At 39.3% G+C, this 22,909-nt stretch carries 22 protein-coding genes and 1 riboswitch; of the genes, 1 reads left to right on the top strand and 21 read right to left on the bottom strand.

Features of this window, described 5'->3' with window-relative positions; genetic code table 11:
- Positions 1-463 precede the first annotated feature (463 nt).
- The 17 genes from ACFQZ9_RS21050 to ACFQZ9_RS20970 all read right to left on the bottom strand — a co-directional run bounded on the left by ACFQZ9_RS21050 (position 464) and on the right by ACFQZ9_RS20970 (position 17,922).
- Positions 464-1,798: an APC family permease gene (locus tag ACFQZ9_RS21050; RefSeq protein ID WP_498945227.1), complete on the bottom strand. Its 1,335-nt coding sequence runs from the start codon at positions 1,796-1,798 to the stop codon at positions 464-466.
- Positions 1,799-2,253: 455 nt separating this feature from the next.
- A complete protein-coding gene (gene speB / locus ACFQZ9_RS21045; RefSeq protein WP_498945226.1) occupies positions 2,254-3,186 on the bottom strand; it encodes an agmatinase in 933 nt (310 codons plus the stop codon).
- 261 nt (positions 3,187-3,447) lie between these two features.
- Positions 3,448-4,320 carry a carbon-nitrogen hydrolase gene (locus tag ACFQZ9_RS21040; RefSeq protein WP_498945225.1) on the bottom strand — a complete coding sequence of 291 codons (873 nt, stop codon included), beginning with the start codon at positions 4,318-4,320 and terminating at the stop codon, positions 3,448-3,450.
- A gap of 170 nt (positions 4,321-4,490) precedes the next feature.
- Positions 4,491-5,843 (bottom strand): APC family permease, encoded by a 1,353-nt coding sequence (locus ACFQZ9_RS21035; RefSeq protein WP_498945224.1) that lies wholly within the window; start codon positions 5,841-5,843, stop codon positions 4,491-4,493.
- 120 nt (positions 5,844-5,963) lie between these two features.
- Positions 5,964-6,134, bottom strand: coding sequence for a hypothetical protein (locus ACFQZ9_RS21030; RefSeq protein WP_498945223.1), 171 nt, complete (start codon positions 6,132-6,134; stop codon positions 5,964-5,966).
- A gap of 213 nt (positions 6,135-6,347) precedes the next feature.
- On the bottom strand, positions 6,348-6,893 hold the full coding sequence (locus ACFQZ9_RS21025) for a TetR/AcrR family transcriptional regulator (RefSeq protein WP_498945222.1): 546 nt from the start codon (positions 6,891-6,893) through the stop codon (positions 6,348-6,350).
- A 737-nt stretch (positions 6,894-7,630) separates the two neighbouring features.
- Positions 7,631-7,858 carry a helix-turn-helix domain-containing protein gene (locus ACFQZ9_RS21020; protein WP_498945221.1) on the bottom strand — a complete coding sequence of 76 codons (228 nt, stop codon included), beginning with the start codon at positions 7,856-7,858 and terminating at the stop codon, positions 7,631-7,633.
- 1 nt (position 7,859) lies between these two features.
- A complete protein-coding gene (locus ACFQZ9_RS21015; RefSeq protein WP_498945220.1) occupies positions 7,860-8,345 on the bottom strand; it encodes a DUF2975 domain-containing protein in 486 nt (161 codons plus the stop codon).
- A 236-nt stretch (positions 8,346-8,581) separates the two neighbouring features.
- Complete coding sequence (locus ACFQZ9_RS21010; RefSeq protein WP_498945219.1) at positions 8,582-9,982, bottom strand: sensor histidine kinase; 1,401 nt, start codon at positions 9,980-9,982, stop codon at positions 8,582-8,584.
- Positions 9,972-10,646: a response regulator transcription factor gene (locus ACFQZ9_RS21005; protein ID WP_498945218.1), complete on the bottom strand. Its 675-nt coding sequence runs from the start codon at positions 10,644-10,646 to the stop codon at positions 9,972-9,974. The genes ACFQZ9_RS21010 and ACFQZ9_RS21005 overlap by 11 nt, the downstream gene beginning before the upstream one ends.
- 215 nt (positions 10,647-10,861) lie before the next feature.
- Positions 10,862-12,391, bottom strand: coding sequence for a flavin monoamine oxidase family protein (locus ACFQZ9_RS21000; protein WP_498945217.1), 1,530 nt, complete (start codon positions 12,389-12,391; stop codon positions 10,862-10,864).
- 206 nt (positions 12,392-12,597) lie between these two features.
- Positions 12,598-13,560, bottom strand: a complete 963-nt coding sequence (gene msrA, locus ACFQZ9_RS20995) for a peptide-methionine (S)-S-oxide reductase MsrA (RefSeq protein WP_498945216.1) — start codon at positions 13,558-13,560, stop codon at positions 12,598-12,600.
- Positions 13,561-13,700: 140 nt separating this feature from the next.
- Positions 13,701-14,960 (bottom strand): sensor histidine kinase, encoded by a 1,260-nt coding sequence (locus tag ACFQZ9_RS20990; protein WP_498945215.1) that lies wholly within the window; start codon positions 14,958-14,960, stop codon positions 13,701-13,703.
- A gap of 9 nt (positions 14,961-14,969) precedes the next feature.
- A complete protein-coding gene (locus ACFQZ9_RS20985) occupies positions 14,970-15,641 on the bottom strand; it encodes a response regulator transcription factor (protein WP_498945214.1) in 672 nt (223 codons plus the stop codon).
- A 91-nt stretch (positions 15,642-15,732) separates the two neighbouring features.
- On the bottom strand, positions 15,733-16,560 hold the full coding sequence (locus ACFQZ9_RS20980) for an RnfABCDGE type electron transport complex subunit D (RefSeq protein ID WP_498945213.1): 828 nt from the start codon (positions 16,558-16,560) through the stop codon (positions 15,733-15,735).
- A complete protein-coding gene (locus ACFQZ9_RS20975; RefSeq protein WP_498945212.1) occupies positions 16,561-17,442 on the bottom strand; it encodes an FAD:protein FMN transferase in 882 nt (293 codons plus the stop codon). It abuts the gene before it with no gap.
- 3 nt (positions 17,443-17,445) lie between these two features.
- Positions 17,446-17,922, bottom strand: coding sequence for an FMN-binding protein (locus ACFQZ9_RS20970; RefSeq protein ID WP_498945211.1), 477 nt, complete (start codon positions 17,920-17,922; stop codon positions 17,446-17,448).
- Positions 17,923-18,124: 202 nt separating this feature from the next.
- Positions 18,125-18,305, top strand: a riboswitch (Lysine riboswitch).
- Between the two features lie 129 nt (positions 18,306-18,434).
- On the opposite strand from ACFQZ9_RS20970, the gene dapA reads away from it, so the two are divergent.
- Entirely contained in the window at positions 18,435-19,304 is an 870-nt protein-coding gene (gene dapA, locus ACFQZ9_RS20965) for a 4-hydroxy-tetrahydrodipicolinate synthase (RefSeq protein WP_327836853.1), read from the top strand.
- An 88-nt stretch (positions 19,305-19,392) separates the two neighbouring features.
- On the opposite strand, the gene ACFQZ9_RS20960 is transcribed toward dapA, so the two are convergent.
- The 4 genes from ACFQZ9_RS20960 to sat all read right to left on the bottom strand — a co-directional run bounded on the left by ACFQZ9_RS20960 (position 19,393) and on the right by sat (position 22,885).
- Positions 19,393-20,121, bottom strand: a complete 729-nt coding sequence (locus ACFQZ9_RS20960) for a sirohydrochlorin chelatase (RefSeq protein WP_498945210.1) — start codon at positions 20,119-20,121, stop codon at positions 19,393-19,395.
- Between the two features lie 19 nt (positions 20,122-20,140).
- Positions 20,141-20,920, bottom strand: a complete 780-nt coding sequence (gene cobA / locus ACFQZ9_RS20955; RefSeq protein ID WP_198313494.1) for a uroporphyrinogen-III C-methyltransferase — start codon at positions 20,918-20,920, stop codon at positions 20,141-20,143.
- 197 nt (positions 20,921-21,117) lie between these two features.
- Positions 21,118-21,717, bottom strand: a complete 600-nt coding sequence (gene cysC / locus ACFQZ9_RS20950) for an adenylyl-sulfate kinase (protein WP_198313493.1) — start codon at positions 21,715-21,717, stop codon at positions 21,118-21,120.
- A gap of 13 nt (positions 21,718-21,730) precedes the next feature.
- Entirely contained in the window at positions 21,731-22,885 is a 1,155-nt protein-coding gene (gene sat / locus ACFQZ9_RS20945) for a sulfate adenylyltransferase (protein WP_198313492.1), read from the bottom strand.
- Between the last annotated feature and the right edge of the window lie 24 nt (positions 22,886-22,909).

The following is a 22,909-nucleotide window of genomic DNA, read 5'->3' as shown; positions in this document are numbered from 1 at the left end:
AAAGGGCATGAGTCCGGTTGAATACCGAATTCATGCCCAGGAAGCTGCCTAATATTTGTGTCTAACTTTTTGGGTTCAGATCACTTTACTAACGGGTCCCCTTTTGAGGTGCAAACATTGTCACTAATATCAATGCAATTCCCATAGTAAATTACATCAATAAACACAAAGAAGGGATAGCAATTAAGCTATCCCTTAAATTCTCTATTGACTCCCGTTAGTCATCCATGAAGCACAAAAACGGCGCTTCACCACAAAGAATGTAAATGTATTGAATCCGTCCGTAATGTTTCTATTGCTGGGAGAGGAAGGTCGATAAACTATGGTGCCTGAGAGCCCATCCGTTAGTCTGAATCCAACGACCACGGTGCACCACAAACTGTCGCTCCCTTACGGGAAGCACTCATGTTAGATTAATCCTAATTAGTTTATACATAATGTTCACTCCACTTTTTATAGGTTTCTATGCTTTAAATGTAATTTTAGATATATCTTTCCGAAATATCTTAGTTAATACTAAAAGATACGATATTCCAATTATCCCCCAAGATATACCCAAAACGATGGAATGATAATTAAGATTTGTCCATAAAAATACCATCAGGCCTGTACCAATGAACGGTGAAACTAAATAATATAAAACAGATTTGAGCCCACGCTTTCGCTCTTTAATTATATAGTGAAAAAAGACTGACAAATTGACGAATGTAAAGGCAGTTAGCGCGCCAAATGTGATAAAAGAAGTTGCGGTTTCTAATGTTAGAAATATAGCGGTTAAACTTAATAGGCCCACTAAAATAATATTATAGACAGGTGTGCTTGAACGCGGATGAACATAGCTGAAAAATTTTCTTGGCAAAACGCCATCTCTACCCATTGCATATAATATCCGGGAAGCACTAGTCTGTGAAACCATAGCAGAGGCAAAAGTGGATGCTATGGATGCTGAAAATAACATGAATTGAAATAATTCCCCCCCGAGATACTTAGCTAAGATAGAGGAGGTTCCTTCTATATCTTCTATTTTTGGAAATAGGGATAATGCAGATTGTTCAAAATAGGAAGCTGTGATAAACAGAACACCTGCAATAATGACAATTAATAATATCCCATTTGGGATTGTTTTTTTCGGGTCTTTTGTTTCTTCTCCAAGTGTGGTAACCGCATCAAATCCAAGAAATGAAAAAGCGAGTAATGCCGCACCACTCGTTAGCAGGGATAATTTCAACTTGCTTGAATAAAGTGGTTCTAAGGAAAATAGTCCTTCCGGTCCATTTGCTTGCAATAGATGGATTATGCATAAAGCAGTAAAAACAAATACAGTAATAAATTGCCAAGTAACAAACAAAAGATTTACTGATACCGAAATTTTCACACTAAATATATTAGTTAGCGTTGTCACAAAAACAAAGATCACAATGGTTAACCAGTCTGGAAAATTGGGGAACAATGTTGAAACATAAATACTGCAAACTAAAGCATTGATCATTGGTATAAAAAGATAATCTAAAAGGAGTGACCATCCAACCATAAAGCCGAGTGAAGGGTTCATAGTCTTTTGTACATAAGTATAGGCCGACCCTGAGGTAGGGAACACCCTGACCATTTTCCTGTAACTTCCAGCTGTGAAAAGAATCGCTATCATAGTAACCAAGTAACCCGCTGGAACATGGCCACCTGTTGCTTTGGAAACAATACCAAAAGTATCGAACACGACTGTCGGCGCCATAAACCCTATCCCAATTACAACTATATGCCAAAGCATTAATGAACGTTTTAAAGGAACCTCTTTTTCCATTTGTTTCCTCCCTAATTTTCAAAATAATTGTCTTTAAAAAAGAAGATTAATATATTTTGACATTAGCAATGCATGAAAACTTTCTAGACATTTTTTATCAGATTTTTTGGTACTCAAAAATAATATCTAAATATTCAGATATTTAATCCTAAATTAAAAATACCAGTCTGTTCATCTAAAACTAATTTTATCTAAGACTTTATGAGTAAAAAGAACCCCTTATAATTAGGTTGGGTAGTCCTGTTCAAATAACTTATTATAAGGGGAATTCCTATAGTCAAGGACAACATTGAAATCCTAATTAATGAAATACAATATAAAATTTATAGATAACTTTCTATGAAATATATCTTGTTAAATAGAAATTAATTTAATGCAATGCTAATGATTTTAAAAGTATCATTTAATCACAATAGAGTCTGTTGTCCTGACGATAATGCTTGCATGAAGTAAAATTATTTTTTCATGATGGAATCCTGCCTAACTTTTAAAGCTACCAAACTACCAAAAGTATGTACAATTGTTGCAGCCAAAAGGGCAGTAGTTTGGGTTGGATCAAAAGAAGGAAGCACCTCAACAAGGTCGAATCCAATAAAATTAAAGTCCGTAAGAGACCTAATCAATTTTAGTGTTTTATGACTGCTAAAACCACCCACCTCTGGCGTACCTGTTCCGGGGGCATATGCGGGATCAACAAAATCGATATCAAAAGTTAAGAAACAAGGGGTGTCACCTATTATGCTTTTTGCTTGTAAAATGACTTCATCTATTCCTCGAGTGAACAACTCATTCTGAGAAATTACATTATATCCCAAGTCAAGACTTGAAGTAATATCCCAACCTCGCATACCGATTTGGACAACTTTTTCCGGTTGAATGAGACCTTCTTCGTATGCACGGATAAAAGGAGAACCATGCCAGTATTTTTCATCCATATAAGTATCCCAAGTGTCGGTATGGGAATCAAAATGGAGCAAAGCTACGGGTCCATATGCTTTAGCTGCTGCTCTTAGGCTTGCCAATGTTATAGAATGATCCCCACCTAATCCAATGGGAACAATATCTTTTTTCATTAAATCAAACATGCCATTTTCAATAATCTCATAACTTTTGTGAATATTTTGAGTAACAACCGATAAATCCCCGATATCGATTGCGTTCGTTTCTTCAAAAGGGGAAACATCAAGTAATGCATGATATGAAGATAAACACATAGATGCCTGTCGAATTGCCTGCGGCCCGAATCTTGCACCTACCCGATAAGAAGCAGCCGTGTCAAAAGGTATTCCCAATATAGCAACTTTTGGAATTTTACTTTCCGAAGGAAGCCTCATAAAAGTGCCTGATGTACAAAAATCTGGTTTATAATTTTCAAAAGGATTTGACATATTAAATACCTCCATTTAGTCCTGTTAGGAACTTTATTAGTTTTTTAAGTTTCCATTAAGCTAAAAAAATGAGAATAAACAGAGTAATCAGTCCATTCAAAGTCAAAAAGAATTCATCCATCAATTGTTGCGCTTGTAGCATAAAATACGATTCCACTAAGAAAATATGCGCCTTATTCTCTTTTATTTTATCTTTGTATCAGAACCAGCTAACCCGTATACCTGATTGTTGTTGTCCAGACCGTAAAGATGATAAACTTTCTAATATCTTTTATTAATTTGAAAAGCTTCCTGTTGCAACAAAAGATCATAGGTATCTGTGCGTCGATCACGCAAAAATTGAAGCAGATTACGTGCAAAATCTATTTCTTTCAAATCGACTTTCTGAATTAATATTCCTTCTTGATCATCTAGTGACTGCATGATATCTCCTAAAGGGTTACTTACAAAGCTTCCACCAAAGAACGTCATATCTTTTTCTCGGCCCACACGATTACTTGCGGCTATAAAAACACCATTTGAGATACCGTGAGCAGAAATAGCTTTTTCCCAAGCTGGGCGCAATGAGAGTTGAGGATTATCATAATCTGAACCAATAGCAGAAGGATAGAATAAGATCTCCGCTCCTTGAAGTGCCAAAATTCGGGCTACTTCTGGAAACCACTCATCCCAGCAAATCCCAACCCCAATTTTTCCATATCGCGTTTCATAGACCGGATACCCTGTGTTTCCTGGGGTGAAATAGTACTTTTCTTCGTATTGTGGGGCATGTGGAATATGATTTTTACGGGTAGTACCAAGATAAGTACCATCAGCATCATAAACAGCTGCACTGTTGAAATACACACCCCTCCCTGCCTTTTCGTAGAACGGTACAATCAATACCACCTCTAACTTTTTAGCTAGCTCACTCATGGCCAAGAGAGTTGGGCTATCCATAGGCTCTGCGGTGTCATATAGATTGACGTCAACACGCTGCCCGCAATACTGGGCGTTGAAGAGCTCCTGCAGACAAATAATCTGTGCTCCTTTTGCTGCGGCTTCTTTAATTTTTTCTAAAGTGTATTCTACATTTGCTTCAATTTCATTACCGCATTTTAATTGAACCAATCCAATCGTTACATTTTCATTCATTTCTAGTTCCTCCTAGGATTTTTTAATATTTATCTGTGATACTTTGAAAATAGCATATTCCAATGCGTTACAATTTATATGGTATCTACTAAGTTAGATATCAGTTAATTTCCATCACTTTCAATTCAAATCTTTTTCATTCATACATTTTGAAAGATTGTACCTACTGTTTAGATTGAGTGTTCTCCTTCATCAAAATGTAGTTCCGGTGGCTTTTGTCTAAACATTTTTGTTAAATATAAAAGATATAAAATTCCGCAGGCCATCCAGCAGCCTCCCAAAATCAACGCATGCATACTTGACTTGACCCAAAACACCCCTGAAAAGAAGGCACCCATTAGAGGGATAAGCAAGTAAATAATTGTACCTTTAACTGACCTGTTCTTATTCCTGATAAAATAGTGAACAATGACGGACAAATTAACGGCCGTAAACGCAAACAAAGCACCAAAATTAATAAAGGAGACGGCTGTATCAATATCCATGTAAATCGCTGACAAAGCGATCACCCCAATAAGTAAAAGATTATAGACAGGGGTGTGAAACTTTGGAGAGAGATAACCAAAAATTTTTCTAGGTAATACCTTCTCACGCCCCATAGCATACAGAATTCGGGATGAACTTGCACTTGATGCAACAGCTGAAGCAAAGCTAGTCGTAATCATTACAGCAGTAAAAATGGAATTCAACAGATTACCGCCTATAAAAACCATAATCTGATTTGCTGCTGTATCAGGGCTGATGAAGGAATCGAAATTCGGAAAAATCATCTGTGCAAAATACGTAACAACAATAAACAAAATTCCACCTATAAGAGTAATAAGTAAAATTGCTTTAGGAAGAGTAGTTTTAGGATTTTTTGTTTCTTCTGAGAGTGTTGACACTGCATCAAATCCTAAAAAACTAAAGCATAAAAACGGAACAACGCCAATTAAAGCAGACAATTTAACATTTGGATCAAAAAAAGGAAGTGAGGAAAAAAGAGTTCCTGTTCCTTTTCCTTCTAAAAGCCCCTTTATCGATAAGATAGCAAACAGAATAAAAAATAATACTTGGAAGATAACCACATACATATTAAAATTCGCTGCTATCTTAACCCCGAGTATATTTACTGTTGATATAATGGCAATAAATAGGATAATCCAAGCGAACATAGGTACAGATGGAAAGTAAGCGTTTGCGTATAATCCAACAATTAAAGAACTAATCATTGGACTAAACACATAATCAATTAATATTGTCCAACCAACAAGAAAACCGATATGTGGACTGATTGCCTTTTGTGTAAATGTATAGGACGAACCTGCTATTGGAAATTCTTTTGACATCATTCCATAACTATAAGCAGTAAACAGCATGATGACTAGGGCAATGACATATGCTGTCGGAATCATACCTTGTGTGCTTTCGATTGCCACTCCATATGTGACAAAAACTGTTAAAGGTGCCATAAAAGCTAATCCGAACAAAACGACGTGTCGTAAAGAAAGTGCCCGGGTAAGGGTTGATGATTGGCGGTACATTCTTTAAACCAAACCTCCTTTAGGATAAAGCCTTTTGATACATTTAATATCTAAATAATATTATTTAGCTTGAGCAGATTACACTTTATTAGTAATCAAACAAATCCAAGTTTTGCTGCTTTAATAGATTCTTTTATGTAGACGAACAATTCTGTCCAACCGTTCTTTATACGACAACGATAAATCAGGATTCTCTACACGGATAATCTTGAACGGCTTTCCGTTTACATCATTCTCATGTTTTAACGTCTCCACTACTTCTTCGATTCTTTCATAATCAGCTTTCTCCAAATTGTTAAGTTCGCCAATCATTCTTTTGCATATAAACCCTCCCCAGATAAATGAATGGTTTTCAATAATTAACTGAAAATTTAGATTCTTACGAAGACATGACTTTTGTTTAGATACGCATCCCACCTTTCACTTTTTTTAATATTATTCGGAATATGGAAACTAATATAGTTTCATAAGTTTCCAATGGTATAAAGTAAGAATAAAAGATAGTCACCTTTTATTCTCAGCGCTAAGTCCATATATTAAAATGTCAACAATTTCAGAAAGTGCTTCGGGAACTGTCATTCGATTTTCCAAATAAAATTTCTGATCCAGAGTGGAATTGATCGATTCAATAATAATCTTCATAATCAAGGATATATTCCTATCGATAATGACGCCTTCACTAATTCCTTGTTCGATTAGATTACGAAGCAAATCCCATTCACTTTTTAGCAAGGTATCCATCTTCATCCACTGTTTAGGATAATACCGTTTCATTTGATCTAACACATTTAGGTCAGTAAACTGATAATGATCTGGGAAAACTGCGATAACACCTTTTATCTTTTCGATTAAGGATAATTGGTCATTCTCAATAATTGCAGTAGCCTTTTCATCCATATTTTCAAATGTATAATCAATAATCGCTTCAAGTATTTCAGCTTTTGAAGAATAATACTTGTACAACGTTTTTTTGCTGATACCTAGCCGCTTTGCCAAATCGTCTAATGGGAATTTCAAACCTTTATGTTGTATTTCTTCAATAACACCCATTATTATTCGATCTTTAATACATACCCCACCCTTTCAAAATATAAACATATATTAGAAACTAATGAAACTTCAATAGTTTCCTACATTATACCTTTCACACGACAATTTTACAAGTAAAAAAGTGAAATATTCAGAAAAATACTACGGCTATAAATGCTAATGATTAAAGGCTAATTGGGAGTAAAATATAATCGGTTTTGGTGCAGAAAATCTAGTAAACTTATAAATATTGATATATAAGCGCGACAAGAAGTCGCTTAATAACAGCGTGTAGCTGGTCACACTGGCATTACACTATTCCAGTTGTCAGGAATATTTCCACCCGAAACAGCTCTGCTAGTAATGGCAAGGTTTTTTGCATAAGGAAGCGGTGAACGTACACTCAAAAAATGGTAAAAAGGGGTCTCGCCCCATTCGCGGATTTATATGGAACATTTTTTTCTCTTGGACATAAAATACTTTTTGGTCTACAGCAAGAACCCTGTCACCAATCCTATTTAGAGAGACTTTCACTTAAATTTATTCCCGACCTGTTAATTTGTCCGACAAACTCTACATCATCTATTTTCTAGCCTTGCTCTTTCACGGGTTAACACCTGTTGCGATTACAGTTACCCCTTTTTCAGCAGCATAGCCAAAAAATTGGACCGTAAAGGGTTTAGTTTCGTATTGCCAAAATGCCCTTTTTACCATTACTATTTTTCAGGATAGTTAAATGAATATGTTGTTGTCTGTTTTTACGGAGTCTCTTCGTCGCTTTTGTACTCCAAAATATCACCTGGCTGACAATCCAAGGCCTTACATATCGCTTCCAATGTTGAAAAACGAACCGCTTTTGCTTTCCCATTTTTCAGAATGGAAAGATTCGCCATAGTAATTCCAACCCTCTCCGAAAGCTCCGTTACGCTCATTTTTCGTTTTGCTAACATCACATCAATATTAATAATAATTGCCATATCATCCACCTCAGATTGTCAAATCATTTTCTGATTTTATATTAATAGCTTCTTGTAGAAGCCGTTGGAGGATAGCAGCAAAAACGGCGATAACCAACGAAGCAAAAATAATGATGAGTCCCATTAATCCAATAGGAGGGTCAACTTTCTTTGCTATAAAATGAAAAAGTGGCAAACCCAATACATACAAACCACTGATTGTAATCGCACAGCACTTTATGTTCTTTAACGACTTTACAGATAATTCCGAGAAAGCTGTGTTCTCGTCAATGTACCGTAAAAGATTGAAAGCCTGATAGAGGGCAAAGTAAAAAGGAACAGCCGCTCCATACATCACGAAGAAAACAAGATATTTCATTGGGGCAATATTGGGATACATTTTTGCTGAGAAATTCGCCATATGGGGCACTAAAAATATACATAAAGCAAGCACTGCAATTCCAGCCAGAAAAATGATTACCTTTAAGAAAGTGGTTGAACCACGTTTACCATTCATTTTAAGCACCTCACTTATTTAATGACAATACGAACTTAACACATTTTTTATCGTTAAACAATAAATATATATTGTTTACTATTGTGTTATTATTATTATTGAAATATCCTTCTAATTTTCACAAAAACAAAAAGCATTTCTCATTACAAAGAAATGCTCCTACTTTAATTGAAACTCCCCAACCACTGTCCACCTGGTACGGACAAAACAGGCCATTTGTCCACGAACGGTGCCTGTCACCGAATTTTCGGTACTTGGATTGTAAACTTGCTTCCTTTTCCGACTTCGCTGGCAACTTTAATGGTGCCTTTATGGGTTTCTACGATCCATTTGGCGATGGAGAGTCCGAGGCCGTGTCCACCCATTTGGCGTGAGCGGGATTTATCTGATCGATAGAAACGTTCGAAAATTCGCTGGTAATCCTCCTGCTTGATTCCAATTCCCGTATCCTCGACTGCGATGCCCAGTGTATTTCCCTCCTCAGAAATGGTTAGTCTAACATCCCCACCGTTGGGAGTGTATTTAATCGCATTGTCCAATAATATATATAATAGCTGAGATAATCGTTCCGAATCCCCGACAACCTTCAATGTTTCCGGGGCATTCAAGGTTAACGTAATTTCCTTTGATGCAGCTAGCGGCCGTACCGATTCGATTGCTTTGTCTGCAAAAAGACGGAAATCAACTAACTCTGTTTGAAGTTCAATCTTGTTCGAATCCGATCGGGCAAGCGTTAGGAGATCACTGACTAACCGAGTCATCCGTTTCACTTCCTGCCTCATATTTGTAAGAAACCTTCCTGACATATCCTCTTTATTTGGTTCCATCGTCATTTCAATGGCATCAATAGAGGATAGCAACACACTTAATGGAGTCCGCAATTCGTGAGAGGCATCAGCCACAAATTCGAGTTGTCTTGCAAACGCTCCACTGATGGGGACCATCGCCCTTTTCGACATCAGCACACTGATCCATAACGCCCCTCCGAAAAAGATCCCCCCTAATGCGACAAGAATTATAAGAATCCAATGAAATAACTGGTACGTAAATGAAATATCTTTTCCAACATACAACTTGCCAATATATTGGCCATTATTATAGATCGGCTGGCTTGAAATCATCAACTGAAGATCCTGCGCTTCCTCCCGCGGGTGAAACTCCCCTCTTATTCCCTTCCCGTGCAGACCCTCTTGTATGTGTAAGGTTTCTTTTCGAATCTCTATCGCGCCCGAATTTCGACTGTTCACAAGCCTAAGTAATTCTGGTCGTAGCCGGTGATCCGTCTCAGTTCCCATAACCAATTCTCCATTTGAGCCCATGACGTAATAAAAATATTGATTTACTCCTGCAAAAATCACCTCTTGATTTTGAACATCATGGAGACCATCCGAATTATTTTTCAAAAAATTTTTTTCAATAAAATTCGCTTCTTGGCTAACTAATGTTTGAAGTTCGTGCTCCTGATTTTTAAGGATGGTCACATGGAGAACCATATAAACAATTAAAATAAATAGGGTAAGAAACAAGATTAACAGACCACTATAAATCCGGGTTAATCGGCCCCGTGTGCGGGTAAAAACATCTCGTTCGTTCATGTTGATCAATCCTCGCAGCAAGGAACTCATTTTATGATTCAATCTTATAGCCCACCCCTCTTATACTATGAAGTAAATCTTGCTTTCCCAAGCGGTCTAATTTCTTTCTAATTAACTTCACCGTAGCATCAATCGTTTTCGGAGCTACTTCCGAATCCAAGCCCCAAATCCGATCCAAAATAAGCTCACGCGGCAAGACTTGTCCCTTATTTTGGATCAATAAGTCTAACAGCTGAAATTCCCGTGGACTAAGCTGAATCTCATTATTCCCAGAACGAACGGTCTGGCTTATACGATTAAAGACTAAATCATTGACAGTGGTTTTTTCCTCCAATATTGGGGCATAGTTACGACGTGAAAGAGCACGAAGCCGCGCCAACAGCTCATCTATTTCAAAGGGCTTAACAAGATAATCATCTGCACCGGAATCCAAGCCTTCAATTCGGTCTTGAATCGTATCTTTCGCCGTTAACATCAAAATGGCTCCGGAATATCCATTTTTTCGCAACCTCCTGCACACAGATACCCCATCTCCATTTGGCATCATCCAATCCATAATAAGGACATCATAGTGAGAAAAGCTGGCGTAATCATAGGCGTCTTCTCCTTTCAACACCCACTCAACCTGATATCCTCCCTTTTTTTTTAACATATAAACAATTAATTCCCCTAAGTTTACATCGTCTTCTGCCAATAATATATTCATGAAAAATTGACTCCCCTTAATGTGGTTATTAACAGGAATCCTACCAAAGAAACCTTTAGAAAAACTTAAAAAAGAAGCAGATTACTAGAGAATTTAAAAAGAGTTATCGGGGTGCCGAATTATTGATAGTGGATTTTTTTTACAGTAGAAAAAAATGATAAAGAGCGGTTCTAATTGCTTAAGAACCGCTCTCTTATTTAAACCTCTTCTCCATTTTATAATTCATCAATCACTTCTTTTGCAGCCCTTTCACCTGATTCAACCGCCCCATTTAAAAAGCCTTGATAATGAATGGATGTATGCTCTCCAGCAAAGAAGATATTCCCTTCTCGTTCACCTTCAATTCCGGCAAATTTGGTATATTGACCGACCTTCCAAAACGAATAGGACCCTTTGGACCATTTGTTACTAAGCCAATGATCGATTGTAGAAATGCCATTCCAGCTACTTATGGTGCCTGGAAGTACTGGTTCAAGCTTGTCCAAAAAGTTTTTTGTAATTTCCTTTAATCGTTCCTCAGTTGAAGCAACCTGTTTAGCAGCGATTCCTCCCCCAGTATAATTTACAAGAATTCCTGATTCCCCAGGTTGTGCCCGCGTTGATTCGAACGTTTGTTGATAACCAGTATCAGATAATGTATCGCCGTTATTCTTCTGCTCACACCAGAAACGATTGAAAAATTGGGCATGAAGCTTCGTATTTACCCCCATCCCAAGTTCTTTAATCGCCACTATTTTTAAGTCACGAAATCTTGCATTCTCATAATCTATGCTTCTTAGAATATTAAAAGGAAGACAAAGAATTACTTTATCAGCCAAAACAGTCCATTCTTTTTCTTTATTTCCAAAAACAAGCTTTATTTCTTCCTTTTGTTCGATTCTTAACAGTTCAGAATTAAATCGAATTTGTCCGGCTAGATTCTGGGCTAATAATAGTGGAAGCTGGTCATTACCGCCTCTTATATGAAATCGCTCATCAGAGTCTCCGTACATTTGATAAGAATCGGTGAATCCTAATAGATATAGTAGATTTAATGCGCTTTGTACATGTGCATCTGCTCCAAATTCAATCGTATAGGCCATGGTTAGTAATTGACCGAACCTGGAGTTGATGCCTCCAGAAACCGTTTCATTGATATAATCGACAATTGACATTTGATCAAGCTCATATCCACGTTCCGTGTAATGATTATATCTTGTGATTTCTCCTGCTTCTTTAAGATCCCATTGAAGTTTTGGATAAATTTCCGAAAAATCTTTAGTTGCTTCTTTAAAGGTATACGGTTTTCCATCAAAAAAGTAAACAGGTTCTGTACCCTTAGATTCTGCCATTATCAAATTATCTATTTCCAATCCTAATTCTTCAGCTAACGCTTGAATCTCTCTATGGTTTGAATCAATTAACTCACCGCCACACTCAACAATTTGACCATCTTTAAAATAATCTCTCCTTGTTCGGCAGCGCCCGCCCACCCGGTTCGTAGCCTCATATATAGTAGATGGAATTCCTGCCTGCTTCAGCCGGTAGGCACAAGTAAGACCCGCCAGGCCTGCCCCTACAATAACGATTCTTGGATAATCTTGTGGTTTCTTATAAACATTCAAAGGCTGTTCTTTTTCGATTTTTCCATGGTTTGGAATAGGATGTAGTTGTCCAATAGCTTGTCCATTACTTTGTTTCTCCATTTCAGCACGAGCTGTCACAAAGGCCATCTTCATCATTCTTGCTAATGGTGTATGTGCCAAATAAACATCAACCCCTTTTTACTTTGCTGCAATAATTTCTTGTAACAAAGTATGTAAGAGGAGTGAAATTGCTGTAGGCATGTTGGTGAAAAATTAAAATTTCGTTAGAAGTATGGGGGAGCTTTTCGAAGATTTTATAAAAAAGAGTGGCTCCTCAATTTTTTGGAGGTGCCACTCTTTTAGCTTGATCAGAAAACTATTAGTACTTATTCAAATAACTTAGTAAATTGACCATACCCATCTTCCTCAAGCCTGTCTTTAGGAACAAACCGTAGTGCCGCTGAATTAATGCAATACCTCGCCCTGTCTGGACCCGGTCCATCATCAAAAACATGACCAAGATGCGAATCGGATGTTTTGCTGCGAACCTCGATTCTCCGCATACCATGCGAAGTATCAAACTTTTCTTCTAGCTCATTGCGGCGCAGGGGCTTCGTGAAGCTGGGCCAGCCACAGCCTGCATCATATTTGTCAGTGGAACTAAACAAGGGCTCCCCGGAAATGATATCTACATAAATACCTTCTTCGTCATGATTCCAGTATGCATTTTGGAACGGTGGCTCTGTTGCATTCTTTCTCGTTACATCATACTGAAGCGACGTTAACTCACTTCGCAGCTCGTCATCACTTTTGCGCATCTTCCAGTTCTCACGAATAAAGCGTGCCCTGCCGGAACCTTCCCGATAAAGATTATAGTGAAAAGGAAAAGTTTTATAATAATATTGATGCTTATCTTCCGCCCTGTAAAAAGGACCGACCGGAAGGATTTCCGTAACAATCGGCTTTTTAAAACGGCCGCTTGCGGCAATCTCTGCTTTTGAAGCTTCAGCTTGTTGTCTTTGGTCCTCATTATGGTAAAAAATAGCGGTCCGATAGGAGGTTCCTCGATCATTAAACTGCCCCTCCGCATCAGTCGGATCGATTTGCTGCCAAAACAGCTCAAGTAGCTTTTTATAAGAAAAGACGACTGGATCAAACGTAATTTGAACCGCCTCATAATGACCTGTCGTATTAGAACACACCTCTTGATACGACGGATTTTCAGCATGTCCCCCCGTATACCCCGAAACCACTTCCCTAATTCCTGGCTGCTCATCAAACGGCGAAACCATACACCAAAAACACCCGCCAGCAAACGTTGCAAGCTCGAATTGATTCTTCAATCCCATCATTCCTCCATCTTTATTACATTATCATCATAAAATGTACGAACATAATTGACCCTCTGATCCTATTTTATACCAATGTTTCATTGCATCTAAAAGGATCGCAAAAAAAAAATAGGGTGGCAGCACAACCCATATTACTATCACAAGAAGTTTTCAGGTTTATTTCTTAGTGGGAAGCTTACGAAAACACGTGTTCCCTCGCCTTCTTTGCTCATAATTCGAATTTTTCCAGTATGTGATCGAACAATCCAATTGGCAATCGAAAGCCCTAAGCCTGATCCCTCTAAATGACGAGTTCTGGATTTATCCCCACGGTAGTAACGGTCAAAAATATAGGGGAGATCACTTTTTGGTATCCCAATCCCAGTATCCGCTACCTCAATAGCAGCACGTGAATTTTTCACATCTGCTTTAATAGTGATAACTCCATTCTCTCCCGTATACTTAAGGGCATTGTCTAACAGAATGACAAACAGCTGTTTCAGTCTCTCTTTATCCCCTATCATTTTGATTGGAAAGACTTCAGCGATTATCTGTATATTTTTTTGACTAGCCAGCGCTTTAAAATCTTTAATTACATGCTGAAGAATCTCTTCCAGCATAATAGTCTCTTGGATCAACTGGATCTGGTCCGTGTCAGACCGAGCTAATGTCAATAAATCAGAAGTCATTTTTGACATGTAGTGAATCTCTTGAATCGCCTGGTGAATGGTCTCGCTTTCCTGTTCAATCGTATAATCCGGATGACGAAATAGGTGTTCAAGATTTAATTTCATAACGGAAAGAGGTGTACGCAGTTCATGAGAAGCATCTGCAACAAACCGCTGCTGTTTTTCCCAGGACCTCTTGATGGGTATTAAGGCCTTATTAGCTAGATAGAGCCCAGCTAGTGCGGCAATAAACACACTTAATAAGGACCCAAAGCTAATGACCACCAATAAATGATCCAGCATTTCATTTTCACGTCTCAGATTATAAACAATTTGAATATGCTGGACTGGTGAATATTCCCCATTCTTTGGTTCAGCCATCGTGATGACACGATAGGATTCTGCTCCAATCGCTACCGTTTGAAGACCTTTCTTCTTTAATAAAGGTGAAAAATGAGCCGTATCCTTTAAAGAGAGCGTACTCTCCGGTATTACCTGGTAAAGTTTATTTCCCTTCTTCCAAAGTAAATAAACTAACCGATGGTTCTCTTCACGCTCTGGACTTAATTCCTTGCCGAGTTTCTCTCTCTCTCGCTGCAAATGATTTCGCTTTTCTAAAACGGTCTGATCCACCTGATGGTATAAACTATAATGCGTATAAAAATAAATAATGGCCCCAAAAGCATTTTGAAGGATAAAAAATACAAGTGCATTCAGGATAACGAGCCTGCGTCTAGTTTTTTTAAACATTGCTCTACCTTACTCCTTTAACATATACCCTACACCCCTTATGGTCCGAATCAACCGCTCAAGCTCAAAAGGGGCCAATTTTTTCCGTAAATAATGGATGTAGAGTTCAACAATGGCGTCTGTCGTTTCACTCTCTATTCCCCAAACTCTTTGATAAATCTGATCCCGGGTTAGGATTTGCTCTTTATTTTGTATAAGGTAAAAAAGAAGTTCATATTCTTTAATCGTTAACTTTAGAGCCGTTTCATGTATATAACCCTCATGCAGGTTGGTGTCTAAGAGAACGGGGCCATAGGTCATCCTTCCTTCGATTCCTATTTTCCCAGACCGTCTAAGTAAAGATCGCACTCTCGCTAAAAACTCTTCTGTAGCAAAGGGTTTGACAATATAATCATCCGCACCAAAGTCAAGACCCTTTACCTTATCTTCAATCCGATCCTTTGCAGTCAGAAATAAGGTCGGGGATTGATTGCCTTCACTCCGCAGCTTTCTCATCACCGCGTATCCATCCATCATTGGCAGCATAATATCCAGCGTGATCAGATCGTACTCACCGGTCGAAGCCATAAAATACCCTTCTTCCCCGTTTTCAGCCTGGTCCACTTCGTACTGTTCTTCCTCTAATATTCTAGAAATGATCCTTCTTAAAGGTCCATCATCTTCTATGACCAATACACGCATAGATGCCTGCCCACTCCCTTTCTTTTTATCCTGCATAGTTTGTCCCAATTATTTCAATATTTTAATCACGAAGCAAAGAATATAGCTAGCTTTACAATTTACTAACTGCCCTTTGTGTTTTTGTAACTTGCCTCATGGCGGATGCTTTTGAGGTAGAACGTTTATTCCAATAGTTATAAAAATTCCCGGCAAATAAGCCGATAAATAAATAGGTTAGTCCGCCGAAAAGGCCATATATAATAACCCCTGAAACGGCAGCAAGTACCCCAAAGTAGATTTGCTGCTTATATTTTGCCGGTGAGGTTGGCGGATCTGTGAGCATGAAAAAGGCGAAAAATAAGGTCGCATTGATAAATGGCGGACGAAGAGCATCTGCCGCATCTCCTATACTTATTAAACCAAGTATAAGCAGTAATACAAAAAAGGTCCCTAAGAATGAAAATACCTGTGGAAATTTATTAACTCGTTCAGTTACAAAATACCCGCCAATTAAAAGAAACAAAATAGTCCAGGCAGGAAGATCCCCAAAAGCCCCCCACCAGCTTTGGCCTATTTGAAAAATAAAAATCGATAACAGTAAACCGAAAGCAGCAGGATTAACGATTGGTTTTTTCTTATAAACGAATAGATGCTTGGACAAGATGGCGAGAATCGCTGTCCCTGCCACAACCATCCCAGATGTCGTAAAACTTAAGATAAGTGAAATGATTAAGGCTGTTATTACTGTACTGTCCTTGCTGCTTCTTCTATCCATAATTCTACATAGGATATTATCTACAAAGATTGATGCCACAATAGCGATCATACTGTTCTCTATCCCCAGCATACTTTTTGACCCAATAGATGCGATGAATAGATAAAAAACCATGGCTGTCGCGACATAGCCCTTTGGTGTTTTGAACCACTTTTTCCCTGACACTTAAATCCCTCCAACTTTATTAATCTGTAATTCTGATGTGATAAGGATCCCTTTTAAAGCTAAATGTTCGATTAATTGTTTTCCTTTTTTTACTCCAAGTAAAAAGGAGGCTGTTGAAAAGGCATCTGCCATCATTGCAAACGGTGCGATGACACTGCAGCTAATCCATTCATTCGGGGAGCATTTTGTTTTTGGATTTACCAAATGATGTGAATCTGACTTATCTGGATTTCTGCGTTCATAGCTGCCAGATGTACAGACGGCTTCGTTTGATATCTCTATCGTTTCAATGATGGAATCCTTTTGGTACGGATGCTGGATTCCAATTTTCCATTTTTCCCCGTTGTCATCCACACCGAATGCAAATAAATCGCCTCCAGCGTTAATGACAAATCCCTTAAATTCCTTTAATTCATTAGCAGCCAGATCAATTGCGAACCCTTTTGCAACAGCTCCAAGATCAATGACCATCGGCTTTTTTAAAGTTACTGTATGATTGTACTGATCTAGTTCGATATCATGATAAGAAACCGAATCAGAAGAAACACTTTTCATCATCTGTCCAGAAATATAGTGTCGATTAAATCCATTCATTTCCATCACCTTTCCTACCGTCGGGTCAAATAGTCCATCCGTTAATTTAGCCATTTCAATCGCAATATAAAGAGGTTCAAATAGAAAAGGACTGATTTTTACTGGTACTCCGATAGTCTCACAAGCTCGTATTAGCTCACTTGATGAGCTGAAACGGCTGCATGCTTGTTCTACATGCTGAAATGCCTCAAAGGCACGAGTTATTTTTGCTTCCGTCTCTTTCTTCGACTTATTTGAAACGACCTTTATGTCAACAACAGTATCCATGTACAATTTTGTTTTTTTCATAGATTATCCTTTCACGTTATGGGCTTGGGAAAGTGCATCCATCACAGCGTCCTCAAAAGCCTGTGTACTATAAGTCGCCCCAGAAACATTATTCACTTGGGCACTTTGTTTTTGCACTACTTCATCAGGCAGTCCTACTATGTCACTTTCTGAATAATGCATTGCAAAATGGCTAATCTCTACGGTGGTAATTTTGTCATTCTTAATTGTGACAGCTACATCAATAAATCCTCGCCGATTCGTACCTGTACCTGTAAACGTCCCATCCTTATAGATCCCTTTATTTTGCTTGCTCTTTTGTTCGCCGACCTTTTCATTAGAGTGATTTATTGTAATATGCCTAGCTTGAACATTAGCTGCAATATGGTGTAACGGCTGATCAATAGAAGCCTGCGTCTCTGTAGTAACAAATCCAGCAGCATACACCGCTGCAACAGCTGTAGAACAAAGAACAACCCACTTCTTATCCATTTTCTTCATAAAAAATCCTCCTAACCAATTCCTCTATTCTCGGACAGTATAGCCAGTCAATCTTAGAATTTTCTTAGAATCTTTTTGATCGACAAAATTCGGGCGCTGACAGGCACCACCCGAATTTTGTCGACCTTGTCCCCTTGAATTTGAAGGGGAAATCTGATATATTTAGTGTTAATTAAATATCTTCTTACTTCAAACCTTTTGAAGTGAGGATAGAGGCGCAAAGACCATTAGTACATAGTTGGAGGATAATGAGGTCCTGGGATGATTATGGAAAGGGGAATTTGCCGAAGCTTATAAGACTCTCATTTGTCTTGGAGCTGGTTCTGCTATTGAATAAATACAGAACTGTCATATAGGGAACTATATGGAGGGCTATCTCACGCACGGGAACTTGTTTTTTATTTATGTTTCTATTGCAGCAGCGAGCCTTCGTTGCTGCTTTTTTGCGTTGACTTGGAATGTCCTTAGCCACCTCTAATTTATAAAAAAAATAATTTAAAGGGTGAGGAAAAATGAATTTTGGCCAAGTTTTAACTGCTATGGTTACGCCATTTGATCATGAAGGCGAGATTGATTTTAACGCAACAAGAACATTAGTAAATTACCTAATTGAAAATGGGACGGATGGATTGGTAGTCGTTGGTACCACTGGAGAATCTCCTACATTAACCACGGATGAAAAAGTTGAATTTTTTAAGTTTGTTGTGGATGTCGTAAACGGCAGGATTCCTGTCATTGCCGGAACAGGTTCGAATAACACGAGGGCTTCAATTAGTTTAACAAAACAGGCTGAAGCAGCGGGTGTGGATGGGATTATGCTCGTGGCCCCATACTATAACAAGCCATCACAAGAGGGTTTATATCAACACTTTAAAGCTATTGCCGAGTCCACAGCATTACCGATTATGCTCTATAATATTCCTGGGCGAAGTGTGGTCAATATGTCCGTTGAGACAATTGTTCGTCTTTCCCAGATTCCAAATATCGTAGCTATTAAAGAAGCTAGCGGCAATTTAGACGCCATGGCAGAAGTGATTAGCCAAACACCGAGTGATTTCACTTTATACAGTGGTGATGATGGTTTAACCATTCCGGTCTTAGCAATCGGCGGTGCAGGAATTGTTTCCGTTGCCTCCCATATCATTGGAAATGAGATGCAGGAGATGGTCAATCTCTTTAAAAGTGGTCATGTCCAAGAGGCAGCTGCAGCGCATCGCAGACTACTTCCAGTCATGAAAGCATTATTTGCTGCTCCAAACCCAACACCGGTCAAAGCAGCCCTTAATCTAAAAGGTGTCAACGTTGGCGGCGTCCGTCTCCCAATGGTCCCACTAACCGACGAAGAAACCAACACACTACAAAGTATTCTACAGCTTGTTTAAATTTCAATACAATAAGGAAAGGCACCTCCCAAATTTGGAAGGTGCCTCTCTTATTGTGTTTCGACAAAATTCGGGTGGTGCCTGTCACTCACCGAATTTTGTCGAATCCGTTGACCACAATGTCTTCAATTACTCGATGCCGGCTTAGTTGGCCTGTACAGATGATTTCCTGGTCTTCTGTTTGCTTTTTGCGAATCATTTGGTTGATTTCGCCTAAAAGTAGTCCGGAGAATAAAAGATAGGGAATGACAATAACTCTCCCCGATCCTGCCTCCAAGACCGCCTCAAACCCTTGCTCCAGCCTCGGTTCTGCAGCCGCGAGGTAACAAACGGACACCTGATCCGTTTGGAGCCGTTCTTGGATTCCATTGGCAATCAACTCAAACGCAGTGCCGATGCTGGGATCGCTGCTGCCCCTGCCAACTATTAATAATGAATCCTGTGAAGTGACCTCCCCAGCAACCCCTCTTGCTAGTTCAGCAATCGCATCGAGAATTTCATCCTGCACGCCAAACGGATTCCTTACCTGCACTTGGACCTCTGGATACTGTTTGCCTAATACGAATAGTGCATTCGGAATATCTTCTTTAATATGACCAGCTGCTAAAAGAAAAATCGGCACCACGGTAATCTCCGATGCACCTTTTTCCACACATCTCCTAAAGCCTTCTTCAATAGAAGGATCGGTTAATTCCAAAAAACTGATTTCCTGAATCGGGACATCCACACGTTCTATTACCCTATTCAAAAAGGACTTTACCTCTTCGGCTCCCTTTTTTGATCTTGTTCCATGGCAGATATAAAGAATCGCTTTCATGCAGATTGCTCCTTTCCGCTTACCCTTGAACAACTGGTAAATGAGGAACGATTTCTTCCTCGAACCAGTTCAGTCTATCATGTAAGCGGACAACCTCGCCAATCACAATCATGCTTGGGTTTGCAATTTTTGCATCCTTAACACGCGCTTCAATCGTGCCAAGGGTTCCAACTACTGTTCTTTGATCGCTTAAAGTGCCCCAGTGAACAAGAGCGATTGGTGTGTCAGCAGACTTTCCATTCTCCACCAATTGCTTAACAATCGTAGGAAGGTGGGAAACTCCCATATAAACACATATTGTATCGACCGCTTTCGCTAAATGGGCCCACTGATGCTCTGCCTCTTTATCACCAGCAGCTTGATGTCCGGTAATAAAAGCAAAGCTTTTACTCAATGTACGATGGGTAACCGGTATGCCAGCATAGGCGGATGCTGCAATTCCAGCGGTAATGCCAGGGACCACTTCAAACGGCACAAGATGTTTCACACATTCTTCTGCTTCTTCCCCGCCTCGTCCAAAAACGAACGGGTCGCCTCCCTTTAAGCGGACAACCGTATAGCCTTTTTTCGCATATTTGACCAAGAAGTGATTAATTGTTTCCTGCTTCATTGTATGGTAATTCGGAAGTTTGCCGCAGTATACCAACTGCGCATCTGCTTTTGCATGCTGAAGGAGCTCCGGATTTACTAACCGGTCATACAAAATCACATCAGCCTGCTGCAGGCAGCGTAATCCTTTTACTGTAATTAGATCTGGATCACCAGGACCCGCACCAACTAAATAGACTTTGCCAACCATGAAATCCAACATCCTTTCCCTATGCCTTTTCTGTAGTACTTGCTGTTATTGATGATTCGCTGATAAATCGCCTTGCTTCGCTGATAAACCTCGTAAATTCGCGGATAAATTGCCTGGATCCGCTGATAAAACCTTAAAATTCGCTGATAAACTCTTCCTATCCGTAAAAAGGGTGTAAGTTTACACCCTATCACCTATTAAAAAATATTTTTCTCCCGCAAATAAGCAATCACTTGCCCAACGGCTTCCTCAACCGATAATAAATCAGAACGTAAAGTAATTTCCGGTTTTTCCGGTGCTTCATATGGAGAATCAATCCCTGTGAAATCCTTTATCTCACCGCGGCGTGCCTTGGCATAAAGCTGCTTAGGATCGCGTTGCTCACAAACCTCGATTGGACAATCAACGAAAACCTCGATGAATTCTCCTTCTTCAAACAATTCCCGAACCTGATCCCGATCCGAGCGAAACGGAGAAATAAACGCAGTTGTAATCACCTTGCCGCTATCGACAAATAACTTCGCCACTTCGCCAATCCGGCGGATATTTTCCGTGCGGTCGTGCTCTGAAAATCCTAAATCCTTGTTTAAACCATGACGAATATTGTCACCGTCCAAAACATATTCATTAATCCCAAGACGGAATAATTCGTTCGATACCGCGTTCGCAATCGTTGATTTTCCCGAACCAGAAAGGCCTGTGAACCATAGTGTACAGCTTCCATGGCCGTTCTGGGAACGGCGGTCATTTTTTGTAATCGTTGTTTCATGCCATGTGATATTCGTAGATTGTGCCACACCCAAGTCCCCCTTAAGCTTCAACAGTCGCTTTTTCTTTCATTCCTTCAATTAAAACCTCAACAACTTCCTTGCGGCTGAAAGTAGATGGCGGAAGTACACCGCTTCTTAGCATCTCTCTCACTTTTGTTCCGGAAAGGATTACGCGATCTTCCTTGTCATGCGGGCAAGTTTTATCAGATGCCATTCCATCGCATTTTGTGCAATAGAAGCTATGCTCGAAAAATAAAGGCTTAATTCCAAGCTCTTCTTCTGTAAAGTTGCTGAAAATATGCTGTGCGTCGTAGGTTCCGTAATAGTTACCAACTCCGGCATGGTCACGGCCGACAATGAAATGCGTGCAGCCATAGTTTTTACGTGCAAGCGCATGGAAAATCGCTTCCCTTGGTCCTGCATAACGCATTGCAGCAGGGTGAACGCCCAATTGGACACGCTCTTTAGGATAATAGTTTTCTAGTAAAACACGATAGCTTTTTAGACGAACATCTGCAGGAACATCATCAGACTTCGTTTGACCAACAAGTGGATTTAAGAACAAGCCGTCAACTGTTTCAAGAGCTGCTTTTTGAATATACTCATGGGCACGGTGAACTGGATTTCTTGTTTGGAAACCAACAACCGTTTTCCAACCTTTTTCTTCGAATAATGCACGGGTTTCTTTTGGCTCAAACCATACATCGCCAAACACGCCTTTTTCTGGCTTTTTCACAAGGACGATATCACCAGCAACGTAAACTGGGCCTCTTTCGAATAAACGTTTCACACCTGGATGCGCCAGTTCTTCTGTTTTATAAACATTGAGAGCTTCCTTATTCAAATCAGGTTCATACGTTTCGGAAACCTTGATTACTCCATACACTTCATTGTTCGAAACAAGTTTAACTTCCTCGCCAACTACCAGTGTTCCCGCCACTTCATAAGAAACTGGCAGTGTTACAGGGATGGACCAGATTGTATCGTCTGCCAAGCGCATACGTTCTACTACTGATTCGTAATCTGCTTTTCCAAGGAAACCCGTTAACGGGCTGAATACACCAACGCCGATTAGTTCTAAATCACTTAGAGCGACTGCATCAATTTCGATTTCTTTTTCTACATTTGAAAAATTATAATTGGGATCATATGCCTGAATTAGTTTTCCTCCATGAGGTTTTGATACAAATGACATCTACAATCAACCTTTCTTTACTAG

Source organism: Neobacillus sp. GCM10027624, from assembly GCF_042675345.1.
Classification (GTDB): domain Bacteria; phylum Bacillota; class Bacilli; order Bacillales; family Cytobacillaceae; genus Neobacillus; species Neobacillus cucumis_D.
This window is presented reverse-complemented; position numbering and strand designations above follow the sequence as displayed.

Bases quoted from the DNA above. Each gene is read 5' to 3' on its own strand.
- dapA (WP_327836853.1), top strand. From the start codon at position 18,435: ATGAATTTTGGCCAAGTTTTAACTGCTATGGTTACGCCATTTGATCAT.
- speB (WP_498945226.1), bottom strand. From the start codon at position 3,186: ATGTCAAATCCTTTTGAAAATTATAAACCAGATTTTTGTACATCAGGC.
- sat (WP_198313492.1), bottom strand. From the start codon at position 22,885: ATGTCATTTGTATCAAAACCTCATGGAGGAAAACTAATTCAGGCATAT.
- ACFQZ9_RS21005 (WP_498945218.1), bottom strand. From the start codon at position 10,646: ATGAATATATTATTGGCAGAAGACGATGTAAACTTAGGGGAATTAATT.
- cobA (WP_198313494.1), bottom strand. From the start codon at position 20,920: ATGGTTGGCAAAGTCTATTTAGTTGGTGCGGGTCCTGGTGATCCAGAT.
- ACFQZ9_RS21015 (WP_498945220.1), bottom strand. From the start codon at position 8,345: ATGAATGGTAAACGTGGTTCAACCACTTTCTTAAAGGTAATCATTTTT.
- ACFQZ9_RS20990 (WP_498945215.1), bottom strand. From the start codon at position 14,960: ATGTTTAAAAAAACTAGACGCAGGCTCGTTATCCTGAATGCACTTGTA.
- ACFQZ9_RS20985 (WP_498945214.1), bottom strand. From the start codon at position 15,641: ATGCGTGTATTGGTCATAGAAGATGATGGACCTTTAAGAAGGATCATT.
- ACFQZ9_RS20970 (WP_498945211.1), bottom strand. From the start codon at position 17,922: ATGAAGAAAATGGATAAGAAGTGGGTTGTTCTTTGTTCTACAGCTGTT.
- ACFQZ9_RS21025 (WP_498945222.1), bottom strand. From the start codon at position 6,893: ATGGGTGTTATTGAAGAAATACAACATAAAGGTTTGAAATTCCCATTA.
- msrA (WP_498945216.1), bottom strand. From the start codon at position 13,560: ATGGGATTGAAGAATCAATTCGAGCTTGCAACGTTTGCTGGCGGGTGT.
- ACFQZ9_RS21040 (WP_498945225.1), bottom strand. From the start codon at position 4,320: ATGAATGAAAATGTAACGATTGGATTGGTTCAATTAAAATGCGGTAAT.
- ACFQZ9_RS20960 (WP_498945210.1), bottom strand. From the start codon at position 20,121: ATGAAAGCGATTCTTTATATCTGCCATGGAACAAGATCAAAAAAGGGA.
- ACFQZ9_RS21050 (WP_498945227.1), bottom strand. From the start codon at position 1,798: ATGGAAAAAGAGGTTCCTTTAAAACGTTCATTAATGCTTTGGCATATA.
- ACFQZ9_RS20975 (WP_498945212.1), bottom strand. From the start codon at position 17,442: ATGAAAAAAACAAAATTGTACATGGATACTGTTGTTGACATAAAGGTC.
- ACFQZ9_RS21035 (WP_498945224.1), bottom strand. From the start codon at position 5,843: ATGTACCGCCAATCATCAACCCTTACCCGGGCACTTTCTTTACGACAC.